15 protein-coding genes are annotated in these 15071 nt (G+C 65.3%); 13 read left to right on the top strand and 2 right to left on the bottom strand.

Annotation, left to right across the window (positions count from 1 at the left end):
* The first annotated feature begins 73 nt into the window (after nt 1–73).
* Nucleotides 74–1063 carry a BMP family protein gene (locus EBB56_RS05870; protein WP_221621151.1) on the top strand — a complete coding sequence of 330 codons (990 nt, stop codon included), beginning with the start codon at nt 74–76 and terminating at the stop codon, nt 1061–1063.
* A 110-nt stretch (nt 1064–1173) separates the two neighbouring features.
* Here EBB56_RS05870 and EBB56_RS05865 read toward each other — a convergent pair whose 3' ends face one another.
* Entirely contained in the window at nt 1174–2184 is a 1011-nt protein-coding gene (locus EBB56_RS05865; protein WP_124803336.1) for a YeiH family protein, read from the bottom strand.
* Between the two features lie 201 nt (nt 2185–2385).
* On the opposite strand from EBB56_RS05865, the gene EBB56_RS05860 reads away from it, so the two are divergent.
* On the top strand, nt 2386–3330 hold the full coding sequence (locus EBB56_RS05860) for a LysR substrate-binding domain-containing protein (protein WP_124803334.1): 945 nt from the start codon (nt 2386–2388) through the stop codon (nt 3328–3330).
* A 258-nt stretch (nt 3331–3588) separates the two neighbouring features.
* On the opposite strand, the gene EBB56_RS05855 is transcribed toward EBB56_RS05860, so the two are convergent.
* On the bottom strand, nt 3589–4389 hold the full coding sequence (locus EBB56_RS05855) for a TraX family protein (protein WP_124803332.1): 801 nt from the start codon (nt 4387–4389) through the stop codon (nt 3589–3591).
* Nucleotides 4390–4572: 183 nt separating this feature from the next.
* Between EBB56_RS05855 and EBB56_RS05850 the strand changes: the two genes are divergently transcribed.
* The 11 genes from EBB56_RS05850 (at nt 4573) to EBB56_RS05800 (ending at nt 15069) form a co-directional block, all read left to right on the top strand.
* A complete protein-coding gene (locus EBB56_RS05850; RefSeq protein ID WP_045992806.1) occupies nt 4573–5532 on the top strand; it encodes a LysR family transcriptional regulator in 960 nt (319 codons plus the stop codon).
* Between the two features lie 255 nt (nt 5533–5787).
* The gene (locus EBB56_RS05845; RefSeq protein WP_124803330.1) at nt 5788–6363 is read left to right on the top strand and encodes a TRAP transporter small permease subunit; all 576 of its coding nucleotides are present in this window, start codon (nt 5788–5790) and stop codon (nt 6361–6363) included.
* A 90-nt stretch (nt 6364–6453) separates the two neighbouring features.
* Nucleotides 6454–7776: a TRAP transporter large permease subunit gene (locus EBB56_RS05840; protein WP_045992804.1), complete on the top strand. Its 1323-nt coding sequence runs from the start codon at nt 6454–6456 to the stop codon at nt 7774–7776.
* Between the two features lie 136 nt (nt 7777–7912).
* Nucleotides 7913–8971: a twin-arginine translocation signal domain-containing protein gene (locus tag EBB56_RS05835; RefSeq protein ID WP_045992803.1), complete on the top strand. Its 1059-nt coding sequence runs from the start codon at nt 7913–7915 to the stop codon at nt 8969–8971.
* 99 nt (nt 8972–9070) lie between these two features.
* Nucleotides 9071–10450, top strand: coding sequence for a glutamine synthetase family protein (locus EBB56_RS05830; protein ID WP_124803328.1), 1380 nt, complete (start codon nt 9071–9073; stop codon nt 10448–10450).
* 73 nt (nt 10451–10523) lie between these two features.
* Complete coding sequence (locus EBB56_RS05825) at nt 10524–11909, top strand: aldehyde dehydrogenase family protein (protein WP_124803326.1); 1386 nt, start codon at nt 10524–10526, stop codon at nt 11907–11909.
* A gap of 7 nt (nt 11910–11916) precedes the next feature.
* Nucleotides 11917–13095: an iron-containing alcohol dehydrogenase gene (locus EBB56_RS05820; protein ID WP_185696393.1), complete on the top strand. Its 1179-nt coding sequence runs from the start codon at nt 11917–11919 to the stop codon at nt 13093–13095.
* Nucleotides 13096–13217: 122 nt separating this feature from the next.
* Nucleotides 13218–13952, top strand: coding sequence for a glutamine amidotransferase-related protein (locus tag EBB56_RS05815; protein ID WP_045992838.1), 735 nt, complete (start codon nt 13218–13220; stop codon nt 13950–13952).
* Nucleotides 13953–14080: 128 nt separating this feature from the next.
* Nucleotides 14081–14365, top strand: coding sequence for a BrnT family toxin (locus tag EBB56_RS05810; protein WP_124803324.1), 285 nt, complete (start codon nt 14081–14083; stop codon nt 14363–14365).
* Nucleotides 14334–14603, top strand: a complete 270-nt coding sequence (locus EBB56_RS05805) for a BrnA antitoxin family protein (protein ID WP_108132401.1) — start codon at nt 14334–14336, stop codon at nt 14601–14603. Before EBB56_RS05810 ends, EBB56_RS05805 begins: the two co-directional genes overlap by 32 nt.
* A gap of 211 nt (nt 14604–14814) precedes the next feature.
* Nucleotides 14815–15069 (top strand): type II toxin-antitoxin system Phd/YefM family antitoxin, encoded by a 255-nt coding sequence (locus EBB56_RS05800; protein ID WP_124803322.1) that lies wholly within the window; start codon nt 14815–14817, stop codon nt 15067–15069.
* Nucleotides 15070–15071 lie beyond the last annotated feature (2 nt).

Here is a 15071-nt window from a genome sequence, read left to right as displayed (position 1 = left end):
GTGGCGATGACGCCACCGCGGCGCTAGAGTAGTTGATGCGTTCTGTATACAAAAATAAGTAATGAGGTGTTCGATGATTCGCAAAGTTGGATACATGGCGGCGCTGTGTGGTCTCTCGCTTTCGCCTTCCCTGGCCGTGGCGGATGCCTTCGAGGTGGCCATGCTATTGCCGGGGCAGAAGGATGACGGCGGCTTCATGGAGGCGGGTTACCGTGGACTCGAGCGCATCGAGGCCGAACTTGGCGCCGAGATCAGCTACGAGGACGGGATAGCGCCGGAGCCCGACGCGCTTGAGGCCGCCCTGCGGAGATTGGCGGATGCCGGGCCGGACCTGATCATCGCCCACGGCGGTCAGAATTCCGAGGCGGTGATGACGGTGGCCGCGGACTATCCCGAGGTGCTGTTCTCCGTTACCCAGGGGGATGTCACCGGCGACAATGTGTCGAGCTATGAGGTCCTTCAGGAGCAGTCCGCCTGGCTCGCCGGTGCAGCGGCGGGTCTGCTGACCCAAAGCGGCGTGGTGGGCCATATCTCGGGGATTCGCGTCACTCCGGGTCTCAAGGGTCGCGGGGGCTTCTACCACGGTCTGCAGCATACCCGGCCGGACGCCGACTTCCTCACCATCTTCGCCGGCGATCAGGACGATGTGTCACTGGCCCATGACGTGGCCAGCGCCCAGATCGAGGCCGGTGCCGATATCATCTTCACCATGTTGAATGCAGGTCGCCAAGGGGCCATCGAGGCGATGCAGGAGGCCGAAGGCGTTTGGCAGTTCGGCAATGTGCGCGAGTGGCATGAGGACTACCCGGAGGTGTTCGCCGGCTCCGCCATCGCCAACGTGTCCATGGCGGGTTTTGTTGCTGCCGAGGCGGTCAAGCAGGGCAGCTGGAGCTCGGGTGAGGTGGTGCGTATCGGCCTGGAGAACCCGGAGGCGGTGAGTCTGTCGCTGGCGCCCTGGGTCGAGGACGACATCGTCGCCGAACTCGATCGCCTCGCCGCCGAGATCGTCGAAGGAAGCATCGAGGTACAGACGTCCTACGACGGCGAGGAATTCTCTCTGTAGCAGGGGCAAGTCTCTCGCTGCTCAATGATGGATCAGCTCCACGCAAGAAGGCGGCCGCAAGGCCGCCTTCTTGGCTGTGAATCGGGTTCCTGCCCGTTACGTCGATCCGGTCAGCCCATCAGCAGGGCACTGGCCATTCCGCCACCGACCACCAGCAGCACAAACAGGATCAGGGCGAGCAGAAAGGGCTTCACGCCGAGCGCCTTGAGGCGCGACATCCGGGTGTTGATGCCAAGCGCGGCCATGGCCATGGTCAGGGCGATCTGGCCGGCCAGCACCAGGCCCGAGTGCAGCGGTGCGGGCAGGGTGATGACGCTGTTGACGCCGACCATGGCGATAAAGCCGAGGGCAAACCAGGGGATCACCAGCTTGGCCTTGTGTGCGCCCTGACCGCCTGCCTCGGCGCCTTCCTGGGTCGGCTGACGCAGCCACCATTGGCCGACCACCAGCAGGAAGGGCACCAGCAGCATCACCCGCACCAGCTTGACGATGACCGCGTTGGCCAGGGCATCCGGGCCGACGGCGTCGCCGGCGGCGACCACCTGGGCCACCTCATGCACGGTAGCGCCGATATAGACCCCGAACAGTCCCTCGTCCATGCCCAGCCACGGATACAGCAGCGGGTAGGTCAGCATGGCCAGGGAGCCGAACAGCACCACCGTGGCCACCGCCATGGACGCTGCTGCCGGCTTCGAGCGAATGGTCGACTCGGTGGCGAGCACCGCAGCGGCGCCGCAGATGGCGCTGCCGGCACTGGTCAGCAGGGTGGTCTCGCGATCCATGCCGAGCACCCGGGTGCCGATCTGGTAGCCGACCAGCAGTACCGCGGTGATGATCAGCGCGTCCAGCAGCAGCACCTTGGGCCCGAGCCCGACCACCTGAGCAAAGGTCAGCGACAGGCCGAACAGCACGATGCCGCCGCGCAGCAGCCAGCGGGTAGCGAAGGCGAGCCCCGGCTGGGCGCCCTCGACGGTGCGCTTGAGCGGCAGATTGCCGACCACGATGCCCAGCAGCAGGGCGAACACCAGCGGACTCACGCCTGCGTCGGCGATACCGGGCAGTCGGCTGATGGCCTGCCCGGCCAGCGTCAATAGTGCGCATAGCGCAAGTCCTTGCCACATGGGCGGATCTCCTCTTCGTGTCAGGGTATCGCCGCTACCGGCTCGTCTGGGTGGAGCCTGAGGCGTCGCTTCGATAGGGAGATTCTAGGCGTGGATATATCAGATGATTATCGTGTAATAACGAAACCTGTTATAAGCTGAGCCGATATAGGAGCCATTGTCGTTTCCCCGCCATCTTCCCTGCAACCGTCGAGCACCGTGATGAGTTTCTCGCCAGACAGTCCCACCCGCTCCCATATCACCCTGCGCCAGCTCGAGGTCTTCGTGGCGGTGGCCCGGCTGGGAACCGTCAGCGCCGCGGCCAGGCAACTGAGCCTGTCCCAGTCGGCGACCAGCCAGGCGCTGGCGGACCTGGAGCGTCAACTTGGTGTCACCCTGTTCGAACGCCCGGGGCGGCGGCTTGGCCTGAACGACATGGGCCATCGGCTGCTGCCGCGCGCCGAACAGCTGCTGGATGATCTGGGCGAGCTGATCGCCGCCGCCGAGGAACCGGGAGACGAGCTCCACGGCAGCCTGGCGATCTCCGCCAGCGCCACCATCGGTACCTATCTGTTGCCGCCGCTGGCTGGGGAGTTCGGCGGACTGCATCCGGGGGTCGACCTGCGCCTGCGACTGCGCAATACCGGCGAGGTGATCTCCGAGGTACAGCGCTTCGACGCCGACCTGGGGATGATCGAGGGGCGCTGTCACGAGCCGGGACTCGCCAGCGAAGTGTGGTGCGAAGACCATATGGTGATCGTCTGCGCGCCCGGGCATCCGCTGGTGGCCAAGGGCCGGGTCGAGGATGCTGATCTGGTCGAGCAGTCGTGGATCCTGCGCGAGATCGGCTCCGGCAGCCGGGAGGTGCTCGAGGCGGCGGTGCTGCCCCGGGTGCCGAGGCTCAAGGTACGCATGGAGCTGGGGCAGCACGAGGCGATCAAGCAGGCTGTGGCGGCGGGCCTGGGACTGGGTTGCCTGTCGCACCTGAGCGTGCGGGGAGAGCTCGAGCGAGGGGAGTTGCTGGCGCTGTTACATGACTTGCCGCTGACCCGCCACTTCTCGCTGGTGTGGCATCCGGACCGCTACCGCAGCCCGGCCTGGCAGGCCTTCAAGGTCTTCTTGATGGAACAGAGAAGCCGCTTCGCGCTGCCGGCGCAGGGCGCCTAGCGAGTCAAGGCGATCCCGATCTGCCATGTGGCCGGTGTTGTCACATTATCTGGGCGTTACCGGTCCACAGCAGAATGGCGGCGATCACCGCGAAGTGGGCCTGGGGGTACCAAGAGCAGGCGAGCCACCTTGGCGGGTTCACATTATCTGGGCGTTGCCGGTCCACAGCAGGATGGCGGCGATCACCGCGAAGTGGGCCTGGGGGTATCAAGAGCAGGCGAGCCACCTTGGCGGGTTCTTTGACCGTTGCCGGTGCCGTTACATGACCTGGGCGTTGCCGGTCCACAACAGAATGGCGGCGATCACCGCGAAGTGGGCCGGATACCACGCGAGCCACATCCGCCGCGGCATGACGATGCCGGGCGCGCGGCATAGCCGGTGAGCACCAGCGGCCAGCAGCAGCACCGCCAGGACCGTGGCCACGGTCACCGACTTGGCCATGTCGGAGCTGTTCATCATGCCTGCCACCAGCAGCAGCGGCAGGCAGCCGACCACCGCCAGCAGGCGCGAGAGCAGGGCGTCGTCGGTACGATGGAGTTGGCCCATGCCAAGCATGAAAAACGGCACCAGCAACAGGCCATGGTGGCCGTATTCGACCCAGAAGCCGGCAAAGTACCAGCCGGTTGCCACGCCGAGGGTCTCCAGCGCCAGGCGTACATGGCCGAGCTCTCCGGCCTCCTGTCGCCGGGTCAGTTGCTCAAGCCAGTGGCCGGCCATCAGCCCGAGCGCCAGGGTAAAGCAGATGTTGAGCTGAAACAGCGCCTCGCGGGGCATCAGTTGGTAGGGTAACTGGGCCAGCAGACCGATGATCATCACCCGGCGCGCGTAGCGCAGCGGATCACGGGTATTGAACAGCCCGTGCCAGGCGACCATGCCGGCGAACAGCGGAAAGGCGATACGGCCCACGCTCGAGTCGACCCAGCCAAGGTGCCAGGCATCGGTGGCCAGGTAGCGTGCCAGGTGGTCCAGGGTCATGGTGACAAGCGCGATCCACTGGCCCCAGCCGGTCCAGTGGGAGGACGGTCGTTCGTGGTAGCTGGCGCTGGCGACGTAGGTCATCGGACTTCCCTGTTGTTCGGCTTGCCAGGGTAGACTTGTGCCGGGCCGACAAGTTCCGCAGGAGTCAGAGTAGAGCTTCGACACCGACCAGGATCAGCACCGGGTCAAGGATCTCTGCGACAGCCCCTGCAAGAGCCGACAACAGCGCCGAGACAATAACAACATCACCACCGAGGAGACGCCATGAAGAATGGCTTCGGCTTCGACCTGCGCAGTATGGAAATCTTCGTCGAGACCCTGGAACGCGGTAGCCAGAGCGCCGCCGCCGAGGCGCTCGGCCTGACCCAGTCGTCGGTGTCGCATTGTCTGGCGACCCTCGAAGAGAGCCTGGGGCTGGCGCTGTTCGAGCGCCGCTCGCGGCCGCTGGAACCCACCAGCGCCGGACGCTTCTTTTATGACCGTGCCCGCCGTCTGCTGGGCGAGGCCCGGGATACCCGCCGCGAACTGATCACCGGCGCCTTCGGTCAATTGCATCAGATGCGCCTGGCGCTGGTGGATTCGCTGGCCACCGCCGTGGGCAAGCCGCTGATCGATGTCATCCGCCGCCACACCCGTGACTACACCCTGACCACCGGGCTTTCGCACATGCACGGCCACTCGCTGCTGACCCGGCACGTGGACGTGATCATCTCCGACGATCGGCTGGAAAACTACGACGGCCTGGAGCGTCACAGGGTGCTGGACGAGCCCTTTGTGCTGGTGTTGCCGGCGAGTTGGACGGGGCCTGCTGACAATCTGCGCTGGCTATCGCGTCAGCTCGACTTCGTGCGCTACGTGCCACAGTCGCTGATCGGCCAGAGTATCGAGCGCCACCTGCGCCTGGCCGGTGTGGAGCTGCCGGCGCGGCTGCACCTGGACAACACCTGCGCCTTGCTCAAGGCGGTGAGCGACGGCGTCGGCTTTACCGTGACGACCCCGTTGTGCCTGTATCAGGCGGGGCTCGATCAGCTAAGGGTGCGCATCGAAGCGCTGCCGCTGGCGCCGCTCAAGCGCTCGTTGACGCTGGTCGCCAGGCGCGACGAACTCGGTGGCTTGCCCGGGCAGCTGGCGCGGGACGCCCGCCGCCTGCTGGACGGCGACTTTCGTGCCACGCTCACCGAGGAGCTGCCCTGGGTCGAGGAGCAGATCGTCACTTCCGTCTGAGAACCTTCTCGGCGATGGCCAGTTTCGCTGCTGTCGCCGCCGTTCTCGTCCTCGGGTGAGCAGCAGATCGCCACTGCTGCCCACCGGTCGTTCCGGTGACGGCCCGTTTCGGTGCAGTGGCTGCTTTTCTCTGCACTTTGCTTGAGCAGTATCGAAAGCTTCGATAGTCATCACGTCGTTGAAGTCGATGCAACTGGCACGTCCGGCCAGGCTGGGCCAAGACTCAGGAGATTCCTCTTGTGTCCGGGAGCGCCCATGCCGGCAGCCATTCGTCTCTACGTCCGCTACGTGGACCGATTCAATCGGCGTATCGGTCGTATCGTCATGTACCTGATCTTCGTGATGATCGGGGTCCTGCTCTACGCCTCGCTCTCGCGCACCCTGTTTGATCGGCCGTTGATCTGGGGCGTCGAGGTCTCTCAGTTCCTGATGGTCGCCTACTTTCTGTTGGGCGGCGCCTACTCCATGCAGCTCGACGACCATGTGCGCATGGATCTCTTCTATACCCGACTGTCGCCACGGGCCAAGGCCATGAGCGACGTCCTGACCATGCTGCTGTTGCTGGTGTTCCTCGCCACCCTGCTGGCCGGCGGCATCTCCAGCACCAGCTACGCGATCAAGTACGGCGAGACCAACTACAGCTCCTGGGCGCCGCCGCTGGCGCCGATCAAGATCATCATGACCCTGGGGGTGGCGCTGATGCTCGCCCAGTGCCTCTCGACCCTGTTCAAGGATATCGCCGTGCTGAGAGGACACCCGCTCGAGCAGACCGAGGGGGAGAAGGACGGCAGGGAAGGGAAGGAACGGAAGGACGGGGAGGGCGATCGATGAGCTATGAAATGATCGCGCTTATGCTGCCCTTGTCGAGAGCGTCGATGATGTTGCTGTTTCTAAGCCAGAGCCAGGGACGGAGGGCGATCGATGAGCTATGAAATGATCGCGCTGACGATGTTCTCTTCGATGATGTTGCTGCTGTTGACCGGACAGCGGGTGTTCGGCGTCATCGGCTTCGTCGGCGCGGCGGCGGCGCTTTTGCTGTGGGGCGATGGCGGCATGGAGATGCCGTTCAGCGCTGCCATCCAGTTGATGAACTGGTATCCGCTGTTGACCCTGCCTTTGTTCATCTTCATGGGCTACATGCTGTCGGAGTCGGGCATCGCCTCCGAACTCTACGAGATGTTCCACGTATGGATGGGCGGGCTCAAGGGCGGGCTCGCCGTGGGTACCATCGGCCTGATGGTGGTGGTCTCGGCGATGAATGGACTGAGTGTGGCCGGCATGGCCATCGGTGCCACCATCGCCCTGCCGGAACTGCTGCGCCGGGGCTATGACAAGATCATGGTCACCGGGGTGATTCAGGCCGGAAGCTCGCTTGGCATCCTGGTGCCGCCCAGCGTGGTGCTGGTGCTCTACGGCATGATCGCGCGACAGCCGGTCAGCCAGCTGTGGCTGGCCGGCGCCATCCCCGGGTTGATCCTGGCGGCGATGTTCGTCATCTACATCGTGGTGCGTTGTCGCCTGCAGCCGAGCCTGGGCCCGGCGCTGCCGCCGGAGGAGCGCAACCTGTCCACCGCCGACAAGCTGAAGCTTCTGCGCGCGGGCATCATGCCGCTGGCGATCTTCTTCTTCATGACCGGGCTGTTCGTGATGGGCGTCACCAGCCTGGTCGAGAGCGCCGCGGTGGGGGCGCTGTCGGCAACCCTGGCGGCGGCGTTCAAGCGCCGTCTGACGCTGGCGGTGATCGAGACCACGGTGCGCCGCTCGCTCGGCATCACCTGCATGTTCATGTGGATCATCCTGGCGGCGCTGTGCTTTGGCGCGGTGTTCGACGGTCTCGGCGCGGTGCGCGCCATCGAGTCGGTATTCCTCGACCAGTTCGGCCTCACCCCCTGGCAGATCCTGGTGATGATGCAGCTGTCCTACATTCTGCTCGGCATGTTCCTCGACGACACCGCCATGCTGGTGATCGTGGCGCCGCTGTACGTGCCGCTGGTGATCACCCTGGGCTTCGACCCGATCTGGTACGGGGTGCTCTACACCATCACCGTGCAGATCGCCTACATGACCCCACCGTTTGGCTACAACCTCTTTCTGATGCGCGCCATGGCCCCGCCGGAGATCAGTCTCGGCGACATCTACCGCAGCGTCTGGCCGTTCGTCGCCATCATGCTGGCGGGGCTTGCGCTGATCACCGCCTTTCCCGAGCTGGCGCTATGGCTGCCGGGTCTGTTCAGGGACTACTGAGGCAAGACTGTCGCGGTCTTGGCCCGGCAGGCAGGGATGTGAAGCAAGGAGCTTTAAAGAAGGCAGGAGAAGACGACCACAGGCGTCCTTTACGGACGCAACGTCAGGCAACAACAACGAAAACGGGAGAGAACGGATGACCAATCGTCGCGACTTCCTCAAGAAGGCCGGTGTCGCCACCGCCGCCACCGTGGGGGCGGGCACCCTGGCCGCCCCCTACGTCCACGCCCAGTCGAAGACGCCGATCCGCTGGCGACTGCAGACCTACGCAGGACCAGCCCTGGCGGAGCACGTGATCAAGCCCTCCATCGAGGCCTTCAACAAGGCCGCCAACGGCGAGATGGAGATCGAGCTGTACTTCTCCGACCAGCTGGTGCCCACCGGCGAGCTGTTTCGGGCGATGCAGCGGGGCACCATCGATGCGGTACAGAGCGACGACGACTCGATCAATGCTCCGGTCGATGTCTCGGTGTTCGGCGGCTACTTCCCGTTCGCCTCGCGCTACAGCCTGGACGTGCCGACCCTGTTCAACCACTACGGCCTCAAGGAAATCTGGGAGGAGGCCTACGGCGAGATCGAGGGAGTGACCTGGCTCGGCTCCGGCAGCTGGGACCCCTGCAACTTTGTCACCCGGGAGCCGATCCGCAGCATCAAGGACCTGGAGGGCAAACGGGTCTTCACCTTCCCCACCGCCGGGCGCTTCCTGACCCGCTTCGGGGTGGTGCCGGTGACCCTGCCGTGGGAGGACATCGAGGTCGCCATGCAGACCCGCGAACTCGACGGCATCGCCTGGGCCGGCATCACCGAGGCCTACACCGTGGGCTGGGCGGACGTCTCCAGCTACTACCTGACCAACAATATTTCCGGCGCTTGGGCCGGCTCCTACTTCGCCAACAGCGAGCGCTGGAACGAGCTGCCGGATCACCTGAAGACGCTGTTCAGAATGTGCATGGACAGCTCTCACTACTATCGTCAGCACTGGTACTGGTGGGGCGAGGCCCACTACCGCACCCAGGGCGGCAAGCTGGAGCTGACCTCGATCCCGGAAAGCGAGTGGCAGACCATCGAGGACGAGGCGCTGAGCTTCTGGGACGAGATCGCAGGCCAGAGCGAGCGCAACGCCAAGGTGGTGCAGATCCTCAAGGACTATCGTCAGACCATGCAGCAGGCGGGACCTCCCTACCGCTACAGCTGACACTCTCGGTAGATATCGGGCGTTGCGGGCCGGCCCGGCAATCAAGGTCGGCCCGTTGTTTCTTCGCCCTTGTTCCTTCGCCCATGAGGAGGGTGATCGATGTCAGGACTCAATCCCAGGGACGTGCGCACGGCGGATGACGCCCGCCGGGTGGTCGAGGCGCGCAACCTCTCCCACGTCAAGATCGGCTTTCTCGATCTGGACGGGGTGATGGTCGGCAAGTACATGCACCGCGACAAGTTCTTTGCCGCCCTCGACGGCGGCTTCGCCTTCTGCGACGTGGTGCTGGGCTGGGACAGCAAGGACGAGCTGTACGACAACACGCGCTACACCGGCTGGCACACCGGCTATCCCGACGCCCAGTTGCGCGTGCTGCCGGAGAGCTGTCGCGAGGTACCCTTCGAAGGCGACATGCTGCTGTTCATGGCCGAATTCACCGAGCGGGCCGAGGCGATCTGTCCGCGTGGCCTGCTACGGCGGGTGCTGGGCCGGGCCGCCGAGATGGGCTTCTCGGTTCACGGCTCGCTGGAGTATGAATTCTTCATGTTCCAGGAGACGCCGGAATCGGTGCGCGAGAAGGGCTTTCGCAACCTGCGCCCGCTGACCCCGGACATGATGGGCTACTCCATGCTCAGGAGTTCGGTGCATGCCGAGCTCTACCACGAGCTGCTGGAGCTGTCCCAGCGCATGGACTTCCCCATCGAGGGGCTGCACACCGAGACCGGGCCAGGCGTGCTCGAGGCCGCCATCGGCGTCGACGAGGCGCTGGCCGCCGGCGACAAGGCGGCGCTGTTCAAGACCTTCACCAAGGTGTGGGCCCAGCGACGCGGCCTGATGGCCACCTTCATGGCCAAGTGGTCGCCGGACTATCCCGGCCAGAGCGGCCATATCCACCTGTCGATGAAGCACCTCGAGAGCGGCGAGTCGGCCTTCTACGACTCCGACGCCGAGCACTCCATGAGCGCCATCCAGCGTCACTTCGTCGCCGGCCAGCAGCGGCTGATGCCGGAGTTTCTGGCCATGTTCGCCCCCACCATCAACAGCTACACCCGGCTGATTCCCGGCTTCTGGGCGCCGACGGACGCCACCTGGGGCGTCGAGAATCGCACCACCGCCCTGCGCGTGATCCCCGGCAGCGCCAAGTCCCAGCGGGTCGAATACCGGCTCGGCAGCGCCGACGCCAATCCCTACCTGGCGCTGGCCGCGGCCATCGGTGCCGGCCTTTATGGCATCGAGCAGGGGCTCGAGCCCGATACCGCGGTTACCGGCAACGCCTACGAGCTCGACCATCCCGAGCACCAGGCGCTGCCGCGAACCCTGTGGGAGGCGGCCCAGCGGCTCAAGGCATCGACGCCTGCGCGCGGGCTTTTCGGCGACGACTTCGTCGAGCACTTTGCCGCCACCCGGGAGTGGGAGGAGCGCGAATTCCGTCGGCATATCACCGACTGGGAGCTCGATCGCTATTTCGAGATTATCTGACGCGGATGCCCGGTATCGAGATCATCTGACGCGGATGCCCGGCATCCCGCCAACCGACAGACGAGAGAACTGCATGGCCATTCAACAGACGATATCGCCGGTGGACGGCTCGGTGTACGTGGAGCGCGAGCAGGCCGGCGCGGCCGAGATCGAAACGGCCCTGGTCCGCGCGGTCGAGGCCCAGCAGGACTGGCGCGAGCGTGACGTCGCCGAGCGCTGCCGCCTGTGCAGCGCAATGGTGGACGCCTTCGTCGCCCGGCGCGATCAGCACGCCGAGGAGCTGTGCTGGCAGATGGGCCGGCCCATTTCTCAGGGCAGCGGGGAAATCGGCGGCTTCGAGGAGCGCGCCCGGGCAATGATCGCCATGGCGCCTGAGGCGCTCGCGCCGCTGCGCCTGGCCGACAAGCCCGGCTTTACCCGCTATATCCGCCACGAACCGCTGGGCGTCTCGCTGATCGTCGCGCCCTGGAACTTCCCCTACATGACCGCGGTGAACGCCGCATTGCCGGCGATCCTCGCCGGCAATGCGGTGATTCTCAAGCACTCCGCCCAGACCCCGCTGTGTGCCGAGCGCATGGTCGAGGCCGCCCGAGAGGCGGGTATCCCCGAGGGGGTGTTCCAGTACCTGCATCTGAGCCACCAGGCCACCGAGACCCTGATGGGTGACCCTCGCATCGACCATGTGTCCTTCACCGGCTCGGTGGGCGGTGGTCGCACCGTCGAAGCCGCCACCGCCGGGCGCTTTATCGCCACGGCGCTGGAACTCGGCGGCAAGGACGCCGCCTATGTGCGTGCCGACGTCGACCTGGACAGCGCGGTGGAAGGGGTGATGGACGGCGCCTTCTTCAACTCGGGCCAGAGCTGCTGTGGCATCGAGCGGATCTACGTCGAGCGCGCCATCTTCGATGACTTCGTCGAAAGGGCGGTGGCCTGGCTGAAGCAGCTCAGGCTCGGCAACCCCTGCGACCCGTCTACCAGCCTGGGGCCGGTGGTCAAGCCCGCCGCCGCCGACTTCGTACGGGGCCAGGTGGAGGCGGCAGTGGCCGCCGGCGCCCGCGCCTGGATCGACCCCGGCGACTATCCGCTGTCGCGCCCCGGCAGCGCCTATCTGGCGCCACAGCTGTTGACCGGGGTCGACCACAGCATGGCGGTGATGCGCGAGGAGAGCTTCGGCCCGGTGGTCGGGGTGATGGCGGTGGACGGCGATGACGAGGCCATCGCCTTGATGAATGACTCCGAGTTCGGCCTGACCGGGGCGGTCTTCACCCGCGACCTGGCCACCGGCGAAGCGCTGGCCGCACGGCTTCAGGTCGGCACCGCCTTCGTCAACCGCTGCGACTATCTGGACCCGGAGCTGGCCTGGACCGGCGTCAAGCATTCGGGGCGCGGCTGCTCGCTGTCGCGGCTCGGCTTCGACAGCCTGACCCGGCCCAAGTCCTTCCACCTGAAACACGCCTGAGGCAACCATGAGCGATATCAGCCGCTACACCACCAGCTGGAACTACCCCTCGGCCATCCTCACCGGCGCCGGTCGAATTCGTGATCTGCCAGCGCAGTGCCGAGAGCTTGGCATGACGGCGCCGTTGTTGATCACCGATCCGGGGCTCGCGGCGCTGCCGATGGTGCGCGAAGTGCTCGATCACTGCGCCGGCGAAGGACTCAGGGCGGGGCTGTTTGCCGAGATCAAGGGCAATCCCACCGGTGCCAACGTCATCGCCGGCGTCGATGCCTTCCGCCAGGGGGAACACGACGGCGTGATCGCCTTCGGCGGAGGCTCCGGACTCGACGCGGCCAAGGCGGTGGCGCTGATGGCCAATCAGCGCGACGGCCTGTCGCTGTGGTCGCTGGAGGATGTCGGCGACAACTGGAAGAACGCCGACGGCGACGCCATCGTGCCGCTGGTGGCGGTGCCGACCACCGCCGGTACCGGCTCGGAGGTGGGACGCGCCTCGGTGATCACCGACGAGGCCGAGCGGGTCAAGCGCATCATCTTCCACCCCGGCATGGTGCCGGCCCGGGTGATCCTGGACCCGACCCTGACCGTGGGCCTGCCCCCTGCGGTCACCGCCGCCACCGGTATGGATGCCCTGTCCCACTGTCTGGAGGCCTGGTGCGCGCCGGGCTATCACCCCATGGCCGAGGGTATCGCGGTGGAGGGCATGCGCCGGGTCCGTGACTATCTGCCCCGGGCCTACGCCCATGGCGACGACCTGGAGGCCCGGCTCAACATGCTGGTGGCATCGAGCATGGGCGCCACCGCCTTCCAGCGGGGGCTCGGCGCCATGCATGCCCTGGCCCATCCACTGGGGGCGCTGTACGACGCCCACCATGGCACCTTGAACGCCATCCTGATGCCCTATGTGCTCAAGGCCAACGAGCGCGCCATCGGTGAGCCCATGGTGCGCCTGTGTCGCTATCTCGATATTCGCCAGCCGGGCACCTCAAGTGCCATCGACTGGGTGCTCGAGCTGCGCGAGCGGCTCGCGATCCCCCACGACCTGGCGGCCATCGGCATCGACGACGCCGAGGCGGTGAAGATCGGCGAAATGGCGGTGGTCGACCCGTCCGCGGCCAGCAATCCCATCGCCTTTACGGCCGAGGATTATCAACGCATCTTCCTGGCGGCCCAGCAGGGCCGGCTATAGCGCTTGGTATAGCGTTGGTATAGCGCCCGGCCCCGCCCGATGACGTAGCCCTGGCGGCGCCCGGGTCGTCTCTGGCAAGGTGGCCGGCCAGCGTCAAGGGAGTACTGGTGATGGAGAACATCATGCGAATCGGTCTACTGCAGTGCGACGACGTGGCGCCGGAGCTGATCGACGCCCACGGCAACTATCCGGCCATGTTCGAGGCGCTGCTGGCGCCGGCGGCCTTTTCCCTGGGGGTCAGCCTCGAGTGGCAGGTCTACCGTTGCCTGGACGGCGAGATTCCCGATGACGTCGAGGCAGTGGACGCCTGGCTGACCACCGGCTCGAAGTTCGGGGTCAACGACGGCCACGCCTGGATCGCCCGGCTCGAGGACTTCGTGCGCGCGCTCTATCGCGCCGAGAAGCCGCTGGTGGGGGTGTGCTTCGGCCATCAGTTGATCGTCAAGGCGTTGGGCGGCGAGGTGATCAAGAGTCCCAAGGGCTGGGGCGTGGGGCTTTCCAACAATCGGGTCGGCGAGCGCGAGCCCTGGATGACCCCCTGGCAGCATGACCTCGACCTGCTGGTCAGCCACCAGGATCAGGTCGAGGCGCTGCCCGAAGGCGCCTCGACCCTGGGCGGCAGCGGCTTCTGCCCCCACTACCTGATCCGCGTCGGCCGCTGCTTTCTTGGCGTCCAGGGCCACCCCGAGTTTCGCCCCGACTACTCCCGCGACCTGATGCGACTGCGCCAGGGCCTGGTCGGGGAAGAACGGGTACGCCAGGGCCAGGCCTCGCTGGCCGGACGCATCGACGACGGCGTGATGGCCGAGTGGATACTGCGCTTCATGCGCGAGGCGATGGCGGTCAGGGAGGGGTGACGAGACGCAAGATGGAGGCCATTATTTGGTGGTGGCAGCCAAGGCACCTGGCAAGCATTAGTTTCGGCAACGAGTGCGTAGTGGGAGAACGAACCTTCTTGGCCTTTTTTTGTCCATACATTTAAAGCATGATCATCGACTTCAATCCGGGGAAGAGCGCTTGGAATGCCAGAGAGCGCGGCCTGCCCTTCAGCGAGGTGTCTCATTTCGATTGGGAAGGGGCGCTACTGACCGAAGACAAGCGCAACGATTACCCGGAGCGTCGGTTTGTTGCCATCGGGATGATCGGTCAGCGGGCCCACGTGGTGTGCTTCACGCCGATTGAAGGTGGAATTCGCGTCATCAGCTTGAGAAAGGCCAACGCTCGGGAGGTGCGGCGCTATGACAAGGCGACTCACGGACAGGACAGGTGAGGTCCGGGAACTCACCGATGAGGATATCGAACGTATGCGCCCCATGGATGAGGTGTTGCCTGCAAACCTCAAACGGGCCATCGGACAGCGGGGGGCGCAACGAACGCCGACGAAGGTGAAGACGTCGATCCGTCTGTCTCGGGACGTCATTGACCACTTCAAGCAGGGCGGTGATGGCTGGCAGCGCCGCATCGACCAGGCCCTGAAACAGTATATTCGAGAACATGGTAGCGATTGAGGTCTGGCCGCCAAATAGCTGGCGGACACGCCAGGCCAGGCCTCGCTAGCCGGACGCATCGACGACGGCGTGATGGCCGAGTGGATACTGCGCTTCATGCGCGAGGCGATGGCGGTCAGGGAGGAGTGACGATGACTGCAGCAAGCTGAATACGGCTATACGCTTGTCTCATGTCGCAGGCAGTTTGTCGTGACCAGGCGGGGGGAAGAGCATGCGATCCTTTGACATCGAAGAAGCCAGCACGCAATTGGTACAGCTCGTCGAGCGAGTCCGTCAGGGAGAAGGATGCTTCATTGCAATGGCGGGCAAGCCGGTGGTTCGGGTTACCTCCATCGAAAGACCAGAGCCCGAGCACCAGAGGCGGCTTGGCTTTCTTGATGGCCAGTTCAGCGTGCCGGAGGACTTTGATCGTATGTCGGTATGGGACACCTTCTCCCAGTTCGACTCGTCGCAAGGGATACCGTGATG

Origin of the sequence: Halomonas sp. YLB-10, assembly GCF_003856855.1 — a bacterium.
GTDB lineage: Bacteria > Pseudomonadota > Gammaproteobacteria > Pseudomonadales > Halomonadaceae > Halomonas > Halomonas litopenaei.
This window is presented reverse-complemented; position numbering and strand designations above follow the sequence as displayed.

Bases quoted from the DNA above. Each gene is read 5' to 3' on its own strand.
- EBB56_RS05870 (WP_221621151.1), top strand. From the start codon at position 74: ATGATTCGCAAAGTTGGATACATGGCGGCGCTGTGTGGTCTCTCGCTT.
- EBB56_RS05865 (WP_124803336.1), bottom strand. From the start codon at position 2,184: ATGTGGCAAGGACTTGCGCTATGCGCACTATTGACGCTGGCCGGGCAG.
- EBB56_RS05860 (WP_124803334.1), top strand. From the start codon at position 2,386: ATGAGTTTCTCGCCAGACAGTCCCACCCGCTCCCATATCACCCTGCGC.
- EBB56_RS05855 (WP_124803332.1), bottom strand. From the start codon at position 4,389: ATGACCTACGTCGCCAGCGCCAGCTACCACGAACGACCGTCCTCCCAC.
- EBB56_RS05850 (WP_045992806.1), top strand. From the start codon at position 4,573: ATGAAGAATGGCTTCGGCTTCGACCTGCGCAGTATGGAAATCTTCGTC.
- EBB56_RS05845 (WP_124803330.1), top strand. From the start codon at position 5,788: ATGCCGGCAGCCATTCGTCTCTACGTCCGCTACGTGGACCGATTCAAT.
- EBB56_RS05840 (WP_045992804.1), top strand. From the start codon at position 6,454: ATGAGCTATGAAATGATCGCGCTGACGATGTTCTCTTCGATGATGTTG.
- EBB56_RS05835 (WP_045992803.1), top strand. From the start codon at position 7,913: ATGACCAATCGTCGCGACTTCCTCAAGAAGGCCGGTGTCGCCACCGCC.
- EBB56_RS05830 (WP_124803328.1), top strand. From the start codon at position 9,071: ATGTCAGGACTCAATCCCAGGGACGTGCGCACGGCGGATGACGCCCGC.
- EBB56_RS05825 (WP_124803326.1), top strand. From the start codon at position 10,524: ATGGCCATTCAACAGACGATATCGCCGGTGGACGGCTCGGTGTACGTG.
- EBB56_RS05820 (WP_185696393.1), top strand. From the start codon at position 11,917: ATGAGCGATATCAGCCGCTACACCACCAGCTGGAACTACCCCTCGGCC.
- EBB56_RS05815 (WP_045992838.1), top strand. From the start codon at position 13,218: ATGCGAATCGGTCTACTGCAGTGCGACGACGTGGCGCCGGAGCTGATC.
- EBB56_RS05810 (WP_124803324.1), top strand. From the start codon at position 14,081: ATGATCATCGACTTCAATCCGGGGAAGAGCGCTTGGAATGCCAGAGAG.
- EBB56_RS05805 (WP_108132401.1), top strand. From the start codon at position 14,334: ATGACAAGGCGACTCACGGACAGGACAGGTGAGGTCCGGGAACTCACC.
- EBB56_RS05800 (WP_124803322.1), top strand. From the start codon at position 14,815: ATGCGATCCTTTGACATCGAAGAAGCCAGCACGCAATTGGTACAGCTC.